The organism is Bacillus sp. YBWC18 (genome assembly GCF_002998775.1).
GTDB lineage: Bacteria > Bacillota > Bacilli > Bacillales > Bacillaceae > Bacillus.
On record NZ_PVRI01000005.1, the window covers coordinates 167,967 to 183,748 of the forward strand.

General features: G+C 43.2%; 19 protein-coding genes. 12 read left to right on the forward strand and 7 right to left on the reverse strand.

The genetic code is table 11. From position 1 onward, the window contains the following. Positions 1 to 12 precede the first annotated feature (12 nt). Positions 13 to 891: a TetR/AcrR family transcriptional regulator gene (locus C6348_RS14605; protein ID WP_106043599.1), complete on the reverse strand. Its 879-nt coding sequence runs from the start codon at positions 889 to 891 to the stop codon at positions 13 to 15. 192 nt (positions 892 to 1,083) lie between these two features. Here C6348_RS14605 and spxO point away from each other — a divergent pair, with 192 nt between their 5' ends. After that, on the forward strand, positions 1,084 to 1,248 hold the full coding sequence (gene spxO / locus C6348_RS18920) for an anti-adapter protein SpxO (RefSeq protein ID WP_095285802.1): 165 nt from the start codon (positions 1,084 to 1,086) through the stop codon (positions 1,246 to 1,248). Positions 1,249 to 1,268: 20 nt separating this feature from the next. Here the strand turns inward: spxO and C6348_RS14610 are convergent, their stop codons facing one another. Both C6348_RS14610 and C6348_RS14615 read right to left on the reverse strand, forming a co-directional pair. Continuing rightward, positions 1,269 to 2,600, reverse strand: a complete 1,332-nt coding sequence (locus tag C6348_RS14610; RefSeq protein ID WP_106043600.1) for a sensor histidine kinase — start codon at positions 2,598 to 2,600, stop codon at positions 1,269 to 1,271. Continuing rightward, complete coding sequence (locus C6348_RS14615) at positions 2,597 to 3,274, reverse strand: response regulator transcription factor (protein ID WP_066030424.1); 678 nt, start codon at positions 3,272 to 3,274, stop codon at positions 2,597 to 2,599. Before C6348_RS14615 ends, C6348_RS14610 begins: the two co-directional genes overlap by 4 nt. Positions 3,275 to 3,610: 336 nt before the next feature. On the opposite strand from C6348_RS14615, the gene C6348_RS14620 reads away from it, so the two are divergent. Continuing rightward, on the forward strand, positions 3,611 to 4,981 hold the full coding sequence (locus tag C6348_RS14620) for a S1C family serine protease (RefSeq protein WP_034659926.1): 1,371 nt from the start codon (positions 3,611 to 3,613) through the stop codon (positions 4,979 to 4,981). 45 nt (positions 4,982 to 5,026) lie between these two features. Here the strand turns inward: C6348_RS14620 and C6348_RS14625 are convergent, their stop codons facing one another. Then, positions 5,027 to 5,869 carry an oxidoreductase gene (locus C6348_RS14625; protein ID WP_106043601.1) on the reverse strand — a complete coding sequence of 281 codons (843 nt, stop codon included), beginning with the start codon at positions 5,867 to 5,869 and terminating at the stop codon, positions 5,027 to 5,029. 113 nt (positions 5,870 to 5,982) lie between these two features. Between C6348_RS14625 and C6348_RS14630 the strand changes: the two genes are divergently transcribed. From C6348_RS14630 to C6348_RS14640, 3 genes are all read left to right on the forward strand, one after another. Then, on the forward strand, positions 5,983 to 6,429 hold the full coding sequence (locus C6348_RS14630; RefSeq protein ID WP_189293922.1) for a YusW family protein: 447 nt from the start codon (positions 5,983 to 5,985) through the stop codon (positions 6,427 to 6,429). A 148-nt stretch (positions 6,430 to 6,577) separates the two neighbouring features. Further along, the gene (locus C6348_RS14635; protein ID WP_003213584.1) at positions 6,578 to 7,408 is read left to right on the forward strand and encodes an ABC transporter ATP-binding protein; all 831 of its coding nucleotides are present in this window, start codon (positions 6,578 to 6,580) and stop codon (positions 7,406 to 7,408) included. Between the two features lie 72 nt (positions 7,409 to 7,480). Then, positions 7,481 to 7,732: a YusU family protein gene (locus tag C6348_RS14640; RefSeq protein WP_066030425.1), complete on the forward strand. Its 252-nt coding sequence runs from the start codon at positions 7,481 to 7,483 to the stop codon at positions 7,730 to 7,732. 32 nt (positions 7,733 to 7,764) lie between these two features. On the opposite strand, the gene C6348_RS14645 is transcribed toward C6348_RS14640, so the two are convergent. From C6348_RS14645 to C6348_RS14655, 3 genes are read right to left on the reverse strand one after another with little or no spacing between them, the layout of a single operon-like run. Then, on the reverse strand, positions 7,765 to 8,112 hold the full coding sequence (locus C6348_RS14645) for a spore coat protein (protein ID WP_034659918.1): 348 nt from the start codon (positions 8,110 to 8,112) through the stop codon (positions 7,765 to 7,767). 11 nt (positions 8,113 to 8,123) lie between these two features. After that, positions 8,124 to 8,375 (reverse strand): hypothetical protein, encoded by a 252-nt coding sequence (locus C6348_RS14650; protein WP_223249598.1) that lies wholly within the window; start codon positions 8,373 to 8,375, stop codon positions 8,124 to 8,126. Between the two features lie 26 nt (positions 8,376 to 8,401). After that, positions 8,402 to 8,539, reverse strand: coding sequence for a YuzL family protein (locus C6348_RS14655; protein WP_003212904.1), 138 nt, complete (start codon positions 8,537 to 8,539; stop codon positions 8,402 to 8,404). Positions 8,540 to 8,738: 199 nt separating this feature from the next. Here C6348_RS14655 and C6348_RS14660 point away from each other — a divergent pair, with 199 nt between their 5' ends. The 7 genes from C6348_RS14660 (at position 8,739) to C6348_RS14690 (ending at position 15,781) form a co-directional block, all read left to right on the forward strand. Then, positions 8,739 to 11,126, forward strand: a complete 2,388-nt coding sequence (locus C6348_RS14660) for a 3-hydroxyacyl-CoA dehydrogenase/enoyl-CoA hydratase family protein (RefSeq protein WP_106043603.1) — start codon at positions 8,739 to 8,741, stop codon at positions 11,124 to 11,126. 12 nt (positions 11,127 to 11,138) lie between these two features. After that, positions 11,139 to 12,314 carry an acetyl-CoA C-acetyltransferase gene (locus C6348_RS14665; protein WP_106043604.1) on the forward strand — a complete coding sequence of 392 codons (1,176 nt, stop codon included), beginning with the start codon at positions 11,139 to 11,141 and terminating at the stop codon, positions 12,312 to 12,314. Between the two features lie 14 nt (positions 12,315 to 12,328). Next, the gene (locus tag C6348_RS14670) at positions 12,329 to 14,110 is read left to right on the forward strand and encodes an acyl-CoA dehydrogenase family protein (protein WP_106043605.1); all 1,782 of its coding nucleotides are present in this window, start codon (positions 12,329 to 12,331) and stop codon (positions 14,108 to 14,110) included. A 111-nt stretch (positions 14,111 to 14,221) separates the two neighbouring features. Continuing rightward, positions 14,222 to 14,578: an arsenate reductase family protein gene (locus tag C6348_RS14675; protein WP_034317446.1), complete on the forward strand. Its 357-nt coding sequence runs from the start codon at positions 14,222 to 14,224 to the stop codon at positions 14,576 to 14,578. 66 nt (positions 14,579 to 14,644) lie between these two features. Next, on the forward strand, positions 14,645 to 15,028 hold the full coding sequence (gcvH, locus tag C6348_RS14680; protein WP_008347039.1) for a glycine cleavage system protein GcvH: 384 nt from the start codon (positions 14,645 to 14,647) through the stop codon (positions 15,026 to 15,028). A gap of 43 nt (positions 15,029 to 15,071) precedes the next feature. After that, positions 15,072 to 15,308 (forward strand): YusG family protein, encoded by a 237-nt coding sequence (locus tag C6348_RS14685; RefSeq protein WP_034659913.1) that lies wholly within the window; start codon positions 15,072 to 15,074, stop codon positions 15,306 to 15,308. 128 nt (positions 15,309 to 15,436) lie between these two features. Further along, positions 15,437 to 15,781, forward strand: a complete 345-nt coding sequence (locus C6348_RS14690) for a ribonuclease M5 (RefSeq protein ID WP_106043685.1) — start codon at positions 15,437 to 15,439, stop codon at positions 15,779 to 15,781. Position 15,782 lies beyond the last annotated feature (1 nt).

Sequence of the window (15,782 nt, forward strand, 5' to 3'; positions counted from 1 at the left end):
CTGCCCTGGGTTCTACAAATGATCCTCTTTCAAAATACGCATAAGTGATTCAGAGTTGGTTTGGAGCGGTGCGTATAATTTTAATTGATACAGCATGCCTTTTACGATGACTTGTCTTGGTTTTTGTTTGTTTAATTCAATTTCTAAAATGCCAAGCGCTTCAAATAAATCTGGCTCGTCTTTCACTTCATAGTGTGCTTCAGCCTGCTCTCTTAATTCTTTTAAAAGGGATTCTGTCAGCGGGTCGAATGACCGTTCGTAAATAGGACCAAACCAATCGCTCGCTTGATCTACAGAGATGAGCGGGATATCATTTCGCTCCATCATACCGCCCATCAAATCATCGATACGGTGAATCATCGTTGCGGCTAGCTCCTCAGCCTCCAGCTGAAAATCATATAAAATCGCAAGCTCGAAATAAACGTGGCTCATGCCTTCAATCGTCAAACAAAGATCAGCCATATAAGGAATCGCTGCATCTCCATATACCTGCTTAATGTTATCAATGTGAAGCTGAATGGTGGCAAGTCTGATTTGTTTTGCGAGCAGCTGCGTTTCTTCATTCATTGGCAGTGCTCGATCGCTCAGCTGCATTTTAATAAAATCCTTTTGCTGCAAAATATTATCGTAGTAGACAGTGAGCTGCTTTCGGTAGGCTTCCTTTGGTGTGCCGCCCTCTGTTTGAACCTCGTGAATCCGGGTAAATACCTTATCATAATAGTAATGCAAGATTGAAATGAGCAGTGCTTCCTTTGATTTAAAATAAAGATAAAAAGCACCCTTTGACATGTGGCATTCATCCGCAATTTCCTGAACAGACGTTGTATTGTAGCCTTTGCTGGCAAACAATTTCATGCCGGCCTCAATGATCATTTTTTCTTTCTTTTTCAATATGAATGTCATCCTTTCTTACCGAGAGACAAATGTCTTAGGAAACGTGCGCAAAGAGATGTGACTTATCGGTCATAAACGACGAAAGTTTTCAAAAATTAATCAGATTGTAACTTGTTTTTTACAGTGTAATTCTTTATATTATAAAGTAAGGTGACCAACTGGTCAAAAAATGTGAAAGGATGATGTTCCATGAGAGAAATCGATGATATGATGAGACGCTTGCGAACAAAAGGAATACAAGTAGAAAAAGTCAAAATGCCGAAAGAGACAACCATTGAAAAGAAATGGATGTATCAAGCTGGCAAGAAAATCAAAGCCACATACCGTGATTTCAATGGGTATTCATTCATCTAAAAAAGACTGCGGTCAAAAACCTACAGTCTCTTCTTTGGAACCGTGATCGTATATCGTACACCTAGATCATCATTTTCAATTGATATAGACGCTTGATGCATGGAGAGAATTTTTTTGACAATGCTTAATCCAATACCGAATTCGCCCTTTTTTCCCTTACTAAAAGGTTCGTATAGGCTGGATAGCATATGTTCTTCAATGGGAGGACCGTCGTTACGAATGACAATGCGTATTTGATCCTCTTCCTGTTTCATTTGGATATCAATTTTACTTTTTGCGTAGCGGAGTTGATTTTCTAGTACATTCTCAAATAATTTGCTCCATTGTTCTGGATCGCCTTCAAGAGCAGCCTCATCATCTAAGTCCACGTTCCACTGCAATTCATTTTTCGACCAGCGTATTCGGTCGACCACTTCCAGCATCGTATTACTGAGTAGGAAGGAAGCATGTGCGGGGTGTTGTTTTGATAAATAATCAAGCTTTGTTAAGTACAGCAAATCCTTGATTTTCTTCTCAAGTTTTTCCGCTTCACCTTCAATGACTTCCACCGTTTGTTCAAGATCTCCCTTAGGAAAAATACCATCTTTAATCGACTGCGTATAGCCGCGGATGACCATGACAGGCGTCTTTAAGTCATGTGATATATTTTGCAAAAGAGTCCGTTCTGTTTCATCCTTTTGAATGAGCTTTTGTCTCATTTCTTCAATGGTATGACCAAGCTTCCCGATCTCATCTTGCCGGTCAACGATGACAGGGTCGTCCCAGTCCTCTTGCGCAATCCGCTTCACGTGCTTTTCAAACGCAACGATTGGACGGGATAAGTAGCGGGCAAGCCAAATCGATGGAATCCAGCTTAATAAAATAACGGTGCCCAGGATAAATATCAGCTGTTTAAACAGCGTAAAGGACAGGTCGTCTCGATAAGAGTCTGGTGCATAGGACAGAAGAATATATTGTGTATTGTCTGTTGATACTTTTTTGATGACAAAAAAGATGTGCTGGCCATTCACCTCTTCAGAATAGCGTTTCGTTGCACTTTTTTGTTTTTTCACAAAGGCTTGGATTTTCTCAATAAAGGCGTGCGGGAAAAACTGCGTCATTTGGTTTAATTCATCTGACGGAATCAGAATGTGCTGCACCGAGCGGTTTTCCGGTGTCGACTTTGGCGAGCCGTCTCGGTTCAACGGATATTCTGTGAGCACCTGCTGTTCATTTTCGATATTTTTATAAATTTCATTCGTGAAAAAGTTTCGTAATGTATTGGAAAATAGGATGATCAGGACAATCGAGATCGTGAGCAAAATACCAGAGATGACGACCCAAATTTGAAAAGCGAGCGGTTTGTTCTTCATCCTTTTAGCATCCTGTAGCCAAATCCATAGATGGTCTCGACCTTTAAGTCGGGCATTTTTTTGCGTAGCCGTCTGACAAGGTCATCGACCACACGATCTGTTCCGAAGTAATCGTGTCCCCAAATTTTGACGAGGATATCTTCACGAGAAAAAGCATGGCCCTGATGATGTGTAAATAAAAGCAGCAAGTCAAATTCCTTAGAAGTTAAGTTAATCAGCTGATCTCCTTCATACACCTCTCTTACATCCTCATGAATGACATAGGAGGAGACGGGTGTGACGCTTTTCTGCTGTGGAGTATCGCTATTTTTGTACACAAGCTCAAGCAGCTTTTGCACCCGAATGATCAGCTCGCGCGGAAGAAATGGCTTCGCAATATAATCACTGCTTCCCAGCTCTAAGCCGAGGACACGGTCGATATCTGCATCGCGTGCCGAAATGAAAATGACCGGTACGTCAGGTGATGCGGCTTTGATTTCTTTAATGAGTGTGTAGCCATCTGTATCAGGCAGCATGATATCTAAAATCCATAGATGCGGCGGCTTGTTCATTGCCCGGCGTGCCGCTTCTCCGGTTAAAAAAGAGGAGACATTCCAATTTTCACTTTCTAAATATTTGGTTAAAAGTTCGTTTAAGTTTTGTTCATCTTCCACTAAATAAATGGTGTACGACAAAGTCTTCCACATCCTCTCAACGTCATTATAACGGGATACAAAGGCGGCATGTCAACAATCACATGCTTTTTTCACAATTTCACATATTCTTCTCATCATTATCCCATAATGTTTGTTTATGATAAGCTCAAGGGAAAAAAGGGCATAGACAAAAGGTAGATCAATAGGTGCTTTTCACGAATGTGCGCACCTTGCTTTTTTTCTATCAATAAGTATTATATAATTTGACATATTGTCATGAAGTATCTTCAATGATATTACCATTAAGAGGACATGAGTCCTATCTAAACATATGAATCAAGCAAGTCATGAACACGATGTAAAGGAGTGCAAGCGATGGATTTCCGAAGAGAAGATGAAGAGAAGAAGATGAATCATCAAGAAGATGTGCATCAAGAGAATGAGAAACAAATAGACGAACCAGAAAAAGAAAAGGAACTCGTTTATCAACCTCATGAAAACGAAGCATCTGCCACTCAGGAGAGTGTGACAAACCATTCTCCTCAAATGGAGGATGACCGTGCGTCGAAAAAGGAGAAAAAGCGGAAAGCGGCATGGCTCAGTCCGATCCTTGGAGGGATTATTGGCGGAGGCCTTGTGCTTGGCATTACACCGCTTTTGCCGCAGTCACAGGACACAGCTGCAAACACACAAACGCAAACAGCTTCAAGTGAGCCGGCAGCTTCTGATAATTTCTCAACAAAACAAATCACCAATGCCACGAATGTCGCTGATATGGTAGAAGATTTAGAGCCAACCATTGTAGGAGTCTCAAACTATCAATCTACACAAAATTCGTTTGGCCTTAGCGGTGACTCAACAGAAGCTGAAGCTGGAACGGGTTCTGGTGTCGTCTTTAAAAAAGATGGCAAAAAAGCGTACATTATTACAAATAACCACGTAGTCGAGGGTGCCAATAAACTGAAGGTCACTCTTTATGATGGGAAAACAAAAGACGCAAAGCTGGTCGGCAATGATGTGATGACAGATTTAGCTGTTGTTGAAATCAATGCAGACGGCATTGATAAAGTGGCGAGCTTTGGTGATTCTTCTAAGCTCCGTGCTGGAGACAAAGTGATCGCAATTGGGAACCCGCTCGGTGCACAGTTCTCTGGTACTGTGACAGAAGGGATTATTAGTGGTCTTGATCGTACAGTTGAAGCGAACACATCATCTGGTACGGTGGAAATGAATGTACTGCAAACAGATGCAGCGATTAACCCCGGGAACAGCGGGGGACCGCTTATCAATACAGATGGTCAAGTCATTGGCATCAACAGTTTAAAAATTAGCGAAAGCGGTGTGGAATCACTTGGCTTTGCGATTCCAAGTAACGATGTCAAACCGATTGTAGATGAGCTGTTGAAAAATGGAAAGGTTGAACGTCCTTACCTTGGCGTACAAATGATTGACCTTGAGCAAGTGCCTGAAACGTATCAAGAAAATACGCTCGGCTTATTTGATAAACAAATCGGCAAAGGGATTTATGTAAAAGATGTATCAAAAGGATCACCTGCACAAAAAGCAGGCTTGAAATCTGGAGATGTCATCATCAAATTCAAAGGGAAAAACGTGGCAAACAGCTCTCAGCTGAAAGAAATTTTGTACAAAGAAACAAAAGTCGGCGATAAAACGACAATGACTGTCATTCGTGAAGGGAAAAATAAAAATCTAGACATTACCCTTGGACAGTCTGAAACCGAATAAATGAAAAAACAGGTGGACGTTAAAGGTCTACCTGTTTTTTTATGCTTATTTTTTTGAAGAGAGTGTACGTAATATGATCTTTTCCCACATGCTCCAAGGCAAGAGCTGCTTTGCTGTGAATGAAAGTCGCACCCCTTTCCCAATCGGATATCTCAACTTTTTCAGCCGTTTCTTCTCGGCTAATCGAATCACAAGCTCTGCGACTTCACGCGGGTCACCGTAGTTGGTTTTCTGGGCATTGATATAAACCATCATCTTTTGATAGATGCTTGTGTATTTCGATCCTTCCCCTGGCTGCAACATGTGCTCGTTCATAGACGTGTTCCAAATATTTGTTTGGAAAGAGCCTGGCTCGATCAAGGCTGCCTGTATACCGAACGAGGCCAGTTCAATGCGCAAGCTCTCTGTATAGCCCTCCAAAGCAAACTTGGAGGATACATATGGAGAAAGTGCGGGCATTCCCATTAATCCGCTGATGCTGCTCATATTGAATATCTTTGCACCATTTGTCATAAACGGAAGGACGGCTTGTGTCATTTCCATGACTCCGAAGACGTTTACATCAAATTGCTGGCGGTACGTGTCAACAGGAACCTCTTCAGCAAAACCCGCATAGGCTGTTCCCGCATTGTTGACAAGCAGGGTAATGGGGGCGTAAGCATGTAGCTTTTTCTGAAATGCTTGAATCGACTGCGTATCTGTCACATCTAATGCTTCAATATGTATCGCTTCGGATAAAGAGGCTTGCTTGATCTCTTCGGCAAGCTTTTTTGCATTGGCTTCCTGCCTGACCCCTGCAATCACTGTATAGCCTTGCTTGGCGAGACCTATCGTGATGAGCTTGCCAAAGCCGCTATTGGCACCAGTTACAATGGCTGTTCTTTTCATCATCTCGTTCTCCTTTTTGTTTCAATCTACCATAGTCCGCTGTTTTATTGAATAACGAAAAGCAGGATGGAGAAGAATAAAAAGCGATGATAAGAAATAGGAGGAAGCACATGATGTGTTGGAAGAAGGCGGGACAAATAGGAGTGCTGCTTTTTATGCTGTCTGGCTGCCAATCAATCGAACCGTTGCAGCAAACAAAGGAAGCAGAAGCAGAGAGTCTCTCAGCGGTTCAAATGAAGGAACTTCCATTTGAGCATCTCCACCTGCATGTTCAATACGGGCAGAAAAGCGAATTATACGAAGCCACCTATCGTCAGGCGAAAGGCAAAGAAGAAGCACTTATCCGTGATCATATGAACGGTGTCCGCTATGAAGGTGAAGAAGCATTACGCGAGATGAAGATGAAGCTAAATGATATGTCTATTCCTAGTGAGAAGATCAATGATGCGTATGTAAATGAGCTATTAGCCGCTTTTAATCTAGACGATGATTATCAGCGGATTCAGGTCGATATTAAGCTTGAAGATGGGGCCAAACGTACATTCCAAAAGAAGAAGTAAAACGAGACTTTCTCATTTTTTAATTGAAAATGATTTTCAAGATCACTTAAATCTGATACACTAAATTGAGATAAGTGATCTTTTCCGTCTATACATAGACGATATTTCATATAAAAAATTTGCATGAGAAAAGGAGCGTTTGAGCGGAATGAGTGCCATTTCTACTGAAGGTTTAAGCTTAGGCTACGGAGAAACAATGATCATAGATGAACTAAATGTATCAATCCCTAAGGGTGAAATCACAGTATTTATTGGCAGCAATGGATGCGGTAAATCCACGCTACTTCGCTCTTTGGCCCGTCTCATGAAGCCAATGGGTGGTTCTGTCCTGCTTGAAGGTCATTCCATTGCCAAATTACCAACAAAGGAAGTAGCGAAACAGCTCGCCATTCTTCCGCAAGGACCAGAAGCGCCAGAAGGATTAACCGTGCATCAATTAGTGAAACAAGGCAGATATCCTTATCAAAATTGGCTGAAGCAGTGGTCGAAGCAAGACGAGGAAGCGGTGAATCGCGCACTGAAGTCAACAAAGATGGAAGACCTCGCTGATCGAACAGTCGATTCATTATCAGGTGGACAAAGGCAGCGTGCATGGATTGCGATGACGTTAGCACAGGAGACGGATATTATCTTGTTAGATGAGCCGACGACGTATTTAGACATGACGCATCAAATTGAAATTCTAGACCTTCTGTTTGACTTAAATGAAAAAGAGCAACGCACGATTGTCATGGTTCTTCATGACCTGAATCTCGCATGCAGATATGCTCATCACCTTGTGGCGATTAAAGACAAGACGATTTATGCAGAAGGAAGACCAGAAACAGTCATTAATTGTGATCTTGTGAAAAATGTCTTTGATATGAACTGCCAAGTGACGACAGATCCTTTATTTGGAACACCATTATGCATTCCGCACGGTAGAGGACGCTGTATTGTACAGCAAGCGCAAGCGGAGACATTTCTTGCTGCAAGATAATCGTATGTCAAAAGCCTGACATCTGTTACGCACAGAGTCAGGCTTTTTTCTTAAAAAGGGAGCGGAAACTCAATGGGAAATGAATTAGATGAAAAGCTTGAGGGCTTGCTTGATAAATATACAGAGCTGCTGCTTGGTGAATCAACAGACGCACTGAAACAAGATGTGAAACAGTGGGTGATCTATTCTCATATTGCAAAAAGCATGCCGCCTCTAGCAAAGCACTTTAATGAAACGTATCCAGAGGCGAAGGAAGAAATCAAAGAAACAATTCAGCGGATCAAACAAATGAACGAAGCTCATCGAGCCAATCAAGACCGTTAAAAAACTGCCAGCACTACACTGGCAGTTTTTCTTTATGACATCTGTGATGGTCCGTATGGAGATTGATCTGTCAGTGTTTGCTGGAATTTCTGGTGTGCCTGCTGGAGCTTTTGCTGTTCAGCGGCTTCAACAGAATACCAGCCATATCGGAACATGACATCATATAAATGTCTTTGTGTTTTCTGAGTTTCTAGCGCAATTCGCTGAATATCCTGGTAAAGAGATTCATGACTGAATTCATTGAGCGCTGTGTTGTAACCGCTTGTCATATATTTTTCAGTCGACAAAAGGTCTGTGACAAAATCACGATCATTCATGTTTGTTGTCGTAGGAACCGGAGTTTGTGGATTCCCGATTTTTTGTTGGTTTTGCTGTTCCATGTTTTTTCCTCCTATTGCATAAAGCCAGTAGACTGGCCTTGCCCTGAGCTGCCTAAATGCTGAAGAATTTGTGTGTAATGCTGATGATGCATTTGGCCCACTTGATTTAATTCTTGTTTCAAAGTCTGGTCTTGGCAGTGCTCGGCCATAAAGTGAGCCTTTTTCATAGCGATCAAGTTCCAATTCAGCATATCCTCTAAGTACAAGGAATCTTTCACTGAAATGACTTGCGGGGGCATATTCATTTGCTGATTGTTCAAGATGTGTTCCTCCTTACGATTTTGTTTCCTTACTGATTCTTTTTATATTGCTGATTTTGACTGGTCTTTTTACCGCCTAGGTCTGCTTCCTGTGATGGACCTGCGTTTCCTTTTACACTTGCAGCACTTACGCCTGCTTTCGATGGGTTTTTCTTCAAACGAGACATGTGGACATCACCTCCATTCTTACAATGCCCTCTCATCTTTAATTCATACGCCGCAAAGTAAGGCACATCAGAATGTGTAAATTTTTGAAATCCGCTCTTGAACTGTTTCGGAAAATCTTTTAAGATAAAGAAAGAGGCATTGCTTTTTTTTGGACAAAAAATGAATGACTGTTCATTCAAAATGTTTAGGGGGATATTTATGGGCAAACATATTCGCAAGGCGGCTGTCATTGGTTCAGGTGTCATGGGCTCAGGCATTGCTGCGCATCTAGCCAATATCGGGATACCAGTAACATTGCTAGATATTGTGCCAAACGAACTGACAAAGGAAGAAACGGCGAAAAAGAGAACGCTTGATCACCCTAGTGTTCGGAATAGATTAAGTCAAGAAGCGATGAAAAAATTGTTAAAGCAAAAGCCAGCACCTCTTACATCAGCAAAAAACCTATCATACATCACACCGGGAAATCTCACAGATCACCTTTCCTTATTACATGATGCTGACTGGATCATTGAAGTCGTCACTGAAAAACTCAGCATCAAACAACACGTATTCTCTCTCATCGACGAACACCGCAAAGAAGGCAGCATCGTATCAAGTAACACATCCGGTATTTCGGTTGAAAAAATGGCAGAAGGCCGATCAGATGATTTTAAACGCCACTTTTTAGGCACACACTTTTTTAACCCAGCCCGTTATTTAAAGCTTTTAGAAATCATTCCTATTCAAGAAACAGATCCAGAAGTACTCCAATTTATGAAAACGTTTGGCGAGGATGTACTTGGTAAAGGCGTCGTTGAAGCGAAAGATACGCCGAACTTTATTGCCAATCGTATTGGTACTTATGGACTCCTTGTGACAGTGCGTGAAATGCTTGAAAACAAATACACCATTGGAGAGGTGGATTCGGTCACAGGACCCCTCATTGGAAGACCGAAAAGTGCGACCTTCCGTACACTTGATGTCGTAGGGCTCGACACGTTTTCCCATGTAGCTCGCAACGTATATGACCAAGTAGAAGGAAAGGAAAAAGATATTTTCCAGCTGCCTGAGTTTATTGAAACAATGCTTGAAAAAGGATGGATTGGCAGCAAGGCAGGGCAAGGATTTTATCAAAAAAATGGAAAGGCCATTTTAGAACTTGATCCTGTGACGCTCACGTATGGAGAACGAACGAAGCTTAAAGATCCAGGCATTGAGATGGCGAAGCAGCAAAAAGGGACGAAAGCGAAATTGAAAGCGCTTATTTATCAAGATGGCCGTGCAGGACAATTGCTTTGGAACATGACGGCACCTGTGCTCCTTTATTCAGCTCAGTTAAAAGGCGAAATTGCGGATGATATTCAGTCCGTCGATAACGCAATGAAATGGGGATTTGGCTGGCAGCACGGTCCATTTGAGCTGTGGGATGCAATCGGTGTGAAAAAAGCAGCCGAGCGCATGGAAGCAGAAGGTCACAGCATCCCGCAGTGGGTGCAAGACATGCTGTCAGAAGGACACGACACATTCTATCAAGTGAATGCTGATGGAGAGCGTGCGTTTTATCACAATGGGGCTTATGAACAGGAAAAAGGAAACGAAAAGAATATTTCTTTAGCGAAATTGAAAAAGAAGCAGGGCGTGATTTTTAAAAATTCTGGTGCGAGCTTAATTGATATCGGTGATGATGTCGCCTTGCTCGAATTTCACTCCAAAAGCAATGCCATTGGACTAGATGTCATTGACATGATCAATCGCGCTGTCGATGAGGTGGAACAGAATTATAGAGGGCTTGTCATCGGAAACCAAGGGAAGAACTTCTGTGTTGGTGCCAATCTTGCTCTGATTTTAATGGAAGCTCAGGACGATAATTTCTTTGAAATTGACTTTGTGATCCGCCGCTTCCAGCAGGCAATGATGAAGGTGAAATATAGCGATCGTCCAGTCGTTGCTGCACCGTTTGGCATGACACTCGGAGGCGGAACAGAGGTTTGTCTGCCGGCAGCAGCTATTCAAGCGTCCAGTGAAGCATACATGGGTCTTGTCGAGGCTGGAGTGGGGCTGATTCCAGGCGGCGGTGGAAACAAAGAATTATACCTTCGCCATCTGCAAGGATCAGCTAAGCCGACACAGACCGCTATACAAGATGCCACGCTGAAAACATTTGAAACGATAGCAATGGCTAAAGTATCTACTTCGGCTGAGGAAGCGCGGGATATGAACATGCTCCGCGTGAGTGACCGAATCAGTATGAACGGGGACCACCTGATCTATGATGCGAAACAACTCGTGCTCTCTCTTGATGAAGCGGGTTATCGTGCACCGCTCAAGCAGAAGGTGCCCGTCATGGGAGAAACAGGCTATGCAGCAATGATATTGGCTGCTGAAAATATGAGACTGTCTGGATACATTTCAGAGCATGACATGACCATTGTCAAAAAATTAGCTCATGTCATTTCCGGCGGGAAACTGCCATTTGGAACAGAGGTAGAGGAGCAATACTTATTAGAGCTTGAAAGGGAAGCCTTTTTAAGTCTTGTAGGAGAAGTGAAATCACAGGCACGCATGCAGCACATGCTCGTCAAAGGAAAACCTTTACGTAACTAAGGGGGAGTCAAAATGAGAGAAGCAGTCATTGTCGCTGGCGCGAGAACACCAGTAGGGAAGGCGAAAAAAGGATCGTTAAAACATGTTCGGCCTGATGATATGGGCGCATTGTGTGTAAAAGAAACACTAAAGCGTGCCGGTGATTACGACGGACAGATAGACGATTTGATCATTGGGTGTGCAACACCAGAAGCAGAGCAGGGGTTAAATGTGGCTCGGAATATTGGGGCGTTAGCAGGACTTCCATATACAGTACCTGCCATCACTATCAACCGTTACTGCTCATCTGGTCTTCAGTCAATCGCTTATGCGGGTGAGCGGATTATGCTCGGTCAGGCAGAAACGATCTTAGCTGGAGGAGTCGAATCGATGTCACAGGTACCGATGATGGGTCATTCCATTCGTCCGAATGCTCAATTGGCAGAGCAAGCGCCTGAATATTATATGAGCATGGGCCACACGGCAGAGCAAGTGGCGCAAAAGTATCAGGTCACACGTCAAGATCAGGACGCCTTTGCGGTAAGAAGTCATCAAAAGGCAGCCAAAGCATTGCAGGAAGGGAAATTTTCAGATGAAATCGTATCCGTTGATGTAACAGAGCGGCGGATAGGGGAGCAATATCAATTAGAAGAACATCAATTCACGTTCTCACAGGATGAAGGCGTGAGAGCGGGGACAACGGAAGAGATTCTTTCCACTTTGCGTCCGGCTTTCTCAACAAAAGGCACGGTGACCGCAGGAAACTCTTCACAAACAAGTGACGGCGCTGCGTGTGTGATGATGATGGACCGTGAGAAAGCATCCTCACTCTCCCTTCAGCCGCTCGCCAAGTTCCGGGCGTTTGCTGTTGGCGGCGTACCGCCTGAGGTGATGGGAATCGGTCCGATTGAAGCCATTCCGCGTGCGCTGAAAATCGCTGGACTTGAGCTGAGGGATATCGGGCTGTTTGAATTAAACGAAGCGTTTGCCTCTCAGGCAATTCAAGTCATTCGTCATTTAGGGATCGATGAAGAGAAAGTGAATGTCAATGGCGGGGCAATCGCGCTAGGGCATCCGCTCGGCTGTACAGGAACGAAACTTACACTGTCACTCATTCATGAAATGAAACGGCGAAACGAGCAATTTGGCATCGTCACAATGTGTATCGGCGGGGGCATGGGAGCAGCAGGAATTTTTGAATTGATCTAAAGGGGGAAATCAGGATGAAAGCAATGGAAGATGTAAAAAAGGGTGGAAGCTTCTTAATTGATGAGACGAATTATGAGCATATCTTTACACCAGAGGATTTCTCTGATGAGCATCAAATGATTGGAAAGACAACAGAGGATTATATTTTACAAGACGTTGTTCCGTATATAGATCAAATTGAACATCATGAATTCGAGCATTCCGTCAGGCTTCTCAAAAAGGCTGGAGAGCTTGGACTTCTAGGAGCTGATGTGCCTGAAGAATTCGGCGGACTCGGATTAGATAAAATCAGTTCAGCCATCATTACCGAGAAATTCTCCAGAGCAGGGAGTTTCTCACTTTCCTATGGCGCCCATGTCGGCATTGGATCTCTGCCAATCGTGCTGTTCGGAAATCAAGCGCAAAAGGAAGCATACCTGCCTGGACTTGCTTCTGGAGAAACGATTGCGGCGTACGCCCTAACTGAGCCAGGATCAGGCTCTGACGCTCTTGGAGCAAAAACGACTGCAGTCCTGAATGAAGCTGGAACCCATTATGTGCTTAATGGGGAAAAACAATGGATTACAAACTCCGCATTTGCCGACGTCTTTGTCGTATATGCGAAGATTGATGGTGAACACTTCTCTGCTTTTATCGTAGAAAAGGATTTTCCAGGTGTCAAAACTGGACCTGAAGAGAAAAAGATGGGCATTAAAGGGTCCTCGACGAGAACGTTAATTCTTGAAGATGCTCAAGTGCCGAAGGAGAATTTACTAGGTGAAGCTGGCAGAGGTCATGTCATTGCCTTTAACATTTTGAATATCGGACGCTACAAGCTGGCTGTCGGGACAATTGGTGCGTCAAAACGTGTCATTCAATTATCGGCAGAATATGCAAACCAGCGTAAGCAGTTCCAAACACCAATTTCTCGATTCAGCTTAATTGGTGAAAAAGCAGCCAACATGTCGGCAAAGCTCTATGCGATGGAAAGTGCTGTTTACCGCACAGTCGGATTATTTGAACAGCGCATGGGTCTATTAAGTGAAGAAGAGCAAAAGGACGGCAAACAAATTGCCCAGTCCATTGCAGAATATGCGATTGAATGCTCTCTTTGTAAAGTGCTTGGCTCTGAAACTTTAGATTATATTGCAGATGAAGGCGTGCAGATTCACGGCGGATATGGATTCATGCAAGAATACGAGGTCGAAAGAGCCTATCGTGACTCGCGGATTAACCGTATTTTTGAAGGGACAAACGAAATCAACCGTCTGCTTGTGCCAGGCACATTCCTGAAGAAAGCGATGAAAGGGGAGCTTCCGCTGCTTCAAAAAGCGCAAACCTTACAGGAAGAGCTCATGATGATGATGCCGGAAGAGCCGGGTGATCAGCCGCTTGATCAAGAAAAATATTTACTCGCCCATGCGAAAAAGATCGCCCTTATGGTATCTGGTATGGCAGCGATGAAGTATGGAAAAGCTTTAGACAAAGAGCAAGAAATCCTTGTGAACATAGCGGATATCGTCAATGAAATTTTTGCTGCTGAATCGGCGATTCTGCGTACCGAAAAGGCAATCGCTTCATCAGGGCTAGAAAAGAACGCTCAAAAGCTTGCCTACACACAAATTTTCACGCAGGAAGCCTTCTTAAAAATTGAAGCCCATGCAAAAGAATCCTTGATCGCGATGGAAGAAGGAGATTCACTCCGCATGAGTCTGTCAGCTCTTCGCAAACTGACAAGATTCACCCCGATCAATGTCATCGCCAAAAAGCGCGAAGTGGCGAAACGAATCTTTGAAGCAGAGAAATATATCGTATAAGGACAGCTTAAAAGGTGCGGAGTGATATCCGCACCTTTTTGTAAGCATACATTTAGGTTTTTAAAATATTTTGTGATAAAATGTTCTCACAATTTGCAGGAGGTGAAAATGGTGGCTTTAGATTTTTATGAATACCCATCTTGCGGTACATGCCGAAAAGCAAAAAAATGGCTGGAAGAACACAATAAAGACATCAACAGCATACATATCGTCGAAGAGACGCCTGATAAAGAAACATTAAAAGCCCTTTACGAAAAAAGCGGCTTAGAGCTGAAGAAGTTCTTTAATACAAGCGGACAGAAATACCGGGAGCTACAGCTGAAAGATCAACTTCCTGCAATGTCAGAGGACGAGCAGCTAGAATTACTCGCGTCTAACGGAATGCTGATCAAGCGTCCGATTACAACAGACGGTAAACGAGTCACAGTTGGATTTAATGAAGATACATTTAAAAGCGTCTGGAAATGATGTAACTTTCATTCAGATTGTGGTATCTTCAATATAGATTGAAAGAAAAGACTGGAGGGGTATTGAATGAGCACACCAAAAGATTTACGTTATTCAGAAGAACATGAATGGGTCAAAGTAGAAGGGGATAAGGTGCGTATCGGTATTACGCATTTTGCTCAATCTGAGCTAGGCGATATCGTGTTCGTTGAGCTTCCTGAAGTAGGAGACAAAATCACAGCGGACGAGCCTTTCGGAAGTGTAGAATCAGTGAAAACCGTTTCTGAGCTTTACGCACCGATCAACGGCACAATCGTCGAAGTGAACGATGAGCTGGATGACAGCCCTGAATTCGTCAACGACTCTCCATACGAAAAAGCATGGATGATCGTGGTAGAGCCAGCTGATGCATCTGAAATCGAGAACTTGATGACTGCTGAGCAATATGAAGAAATGACAAAAGAAGACTAATTCACGTGAAATTGGACACTCTACCTTTATGGGGGTGTCCAATTTGTCTTTTCAAAAAGAACAGGTGGATATAACAGATCATGTCACTGGACGATTCAAAGAAAGCGGCATGGTGCTGTATCATCAAAATGAAGAGATTGGCACGATGATTAGTGAAAACCAATATGAGTTAAAATCAGGTTATTCCTATGATCAAAATCGTTTTTATCGTCTGACGGATACATTGACCCACGGGACAGAAAAATATGTAGACTGTGATGATGAAAATGGCTGGTGCTAATCACAGATGAGGCTGCAGTGAGCATAAGCTGCAGTCTTTTTAGTGCAAGCGCCCAATCTTTACAACCTGAATGAAAGATTGTAATCTAAGGGAGAAGTGAACAATGTCAAAAGGGCCGGGTGATCGTGATGAATGTAGAGGTAGAAAAGGTCATCATTGTAGAAGGTAAAACAGACAAACAAAAGCTAAAAGAAGTCATAAGTGAACCTGTTACCATCATTTGCACCAATGGCACGATCAGTACATCGAAGCTGGATCAGCTTGTAGACGAATTATTAGGGAAAGACGTTTACATATTAGCAGACAGTGACGAGGCAGGCGACAAACTGCGGAAGCAATTTCGAAAAGAATTCCCTGAAGCACTTCATCTTTTTGTCGACAGAACGTACCGCGAAGTGGCCGCTTCACCGTCAGCCCACATTGCATCTATCCTATTAGCTGCAAACATTGATGTTCATTCGAAATATTTATGAG

Coding starts and splice junctions, on each gene's coding strand:
- spxO (WP_095285802.1), top strand. CDS start 1,084: ATGAGAGAAATCGATGATATGATGAGACGCTTGCGAACAAAAGGAATA.
- C6348_RS14610 (WP_106043600.1), bottom strand. CDS start 2,600: ATGAAGAACAAACCGCTCGCTTTTCAAATTTGGGTCGTCATCTCTGGT.
- C6348_RS14620 (WP_034659926.1), top strand. CDS start 3,611: ATGGATTTCCGAAGAGAAGATGAAGAGAAGAAGATGAATCATCAAGAA.
- C6348_RS14625 (WP_106043601.1), bottom strand. CDS start 5,869: ATGAAAAGAACAGCCATTGTAACTGGTGCCAATAGCGGCTTTGGCAAG.
- C6348_RS14630 (WP_189293922.1), top strand. CDS start 5,983: ATGTGTTGGAAGAAGGCGGGACAAATAGGAGTGCTGCTTTTTATGCTG.
- C6348_RS14635 (WP_003213584.1), top strand. CDS start 6,578: ATGAGTGCCATTTCTACTGAAGGTTTAAGCTTAGGCTACGGAGAAACA.
- C6348_RS14640 (WP_066030425.1), top strand. CDS start 7,481: ATGGGAAATGAATTAGATGAAAAGCTTGAGGGCTTGCTTGATAAATAT.
- C6348_RS14645 (WP_034659918.1), bottom strand. CDS start 8,112: ATGGAACAGCAAAACCAACAAAAAATCGGGAATCCACAAACTCCGGTT.
- C6348_RS14655 (WP_003212904.1), bottom strand. CDS start 8,539: ATGTCTCGTTTGAAGAAAAACCCATCGAAAGCAGGCGTAAGTGCTGCA.
- C6348_RS14660 (WP_106043603.1), top strand. CDS start 8,739: ATGGGCAAACATATTCGCAAGGCGGCTGTCATTGGTTCAGGTGTCATG.
- C6348_RS14665 (WP_106043604.1), top strand. CDS start 11,139: ATGAGAGAAGCAGTCATTGTCGCTGGCGCGAGAACACCAGTAGGGAAG.
- C6348_RS14670 (WP_106043605.1), top strand. CDS start 12,329: ATGAAAGCAATGGAAGATGTAAAAAAGGGTGGAAGCTTCTTAATTGAT.
- gcvH (WP_008347039.1), top strand. CDS start 14,645: ATGAGCACACCAAAAGATTTACGTTATTCAGAAGAACATGAATGGGTC.
- C6348_RS14690 (WP_106043685.1), top strand. CDS start 15,437: ATGAATGTAGAGGTAGAAAAGGTCATCATTGTAGAAGGTAAAACAGAC.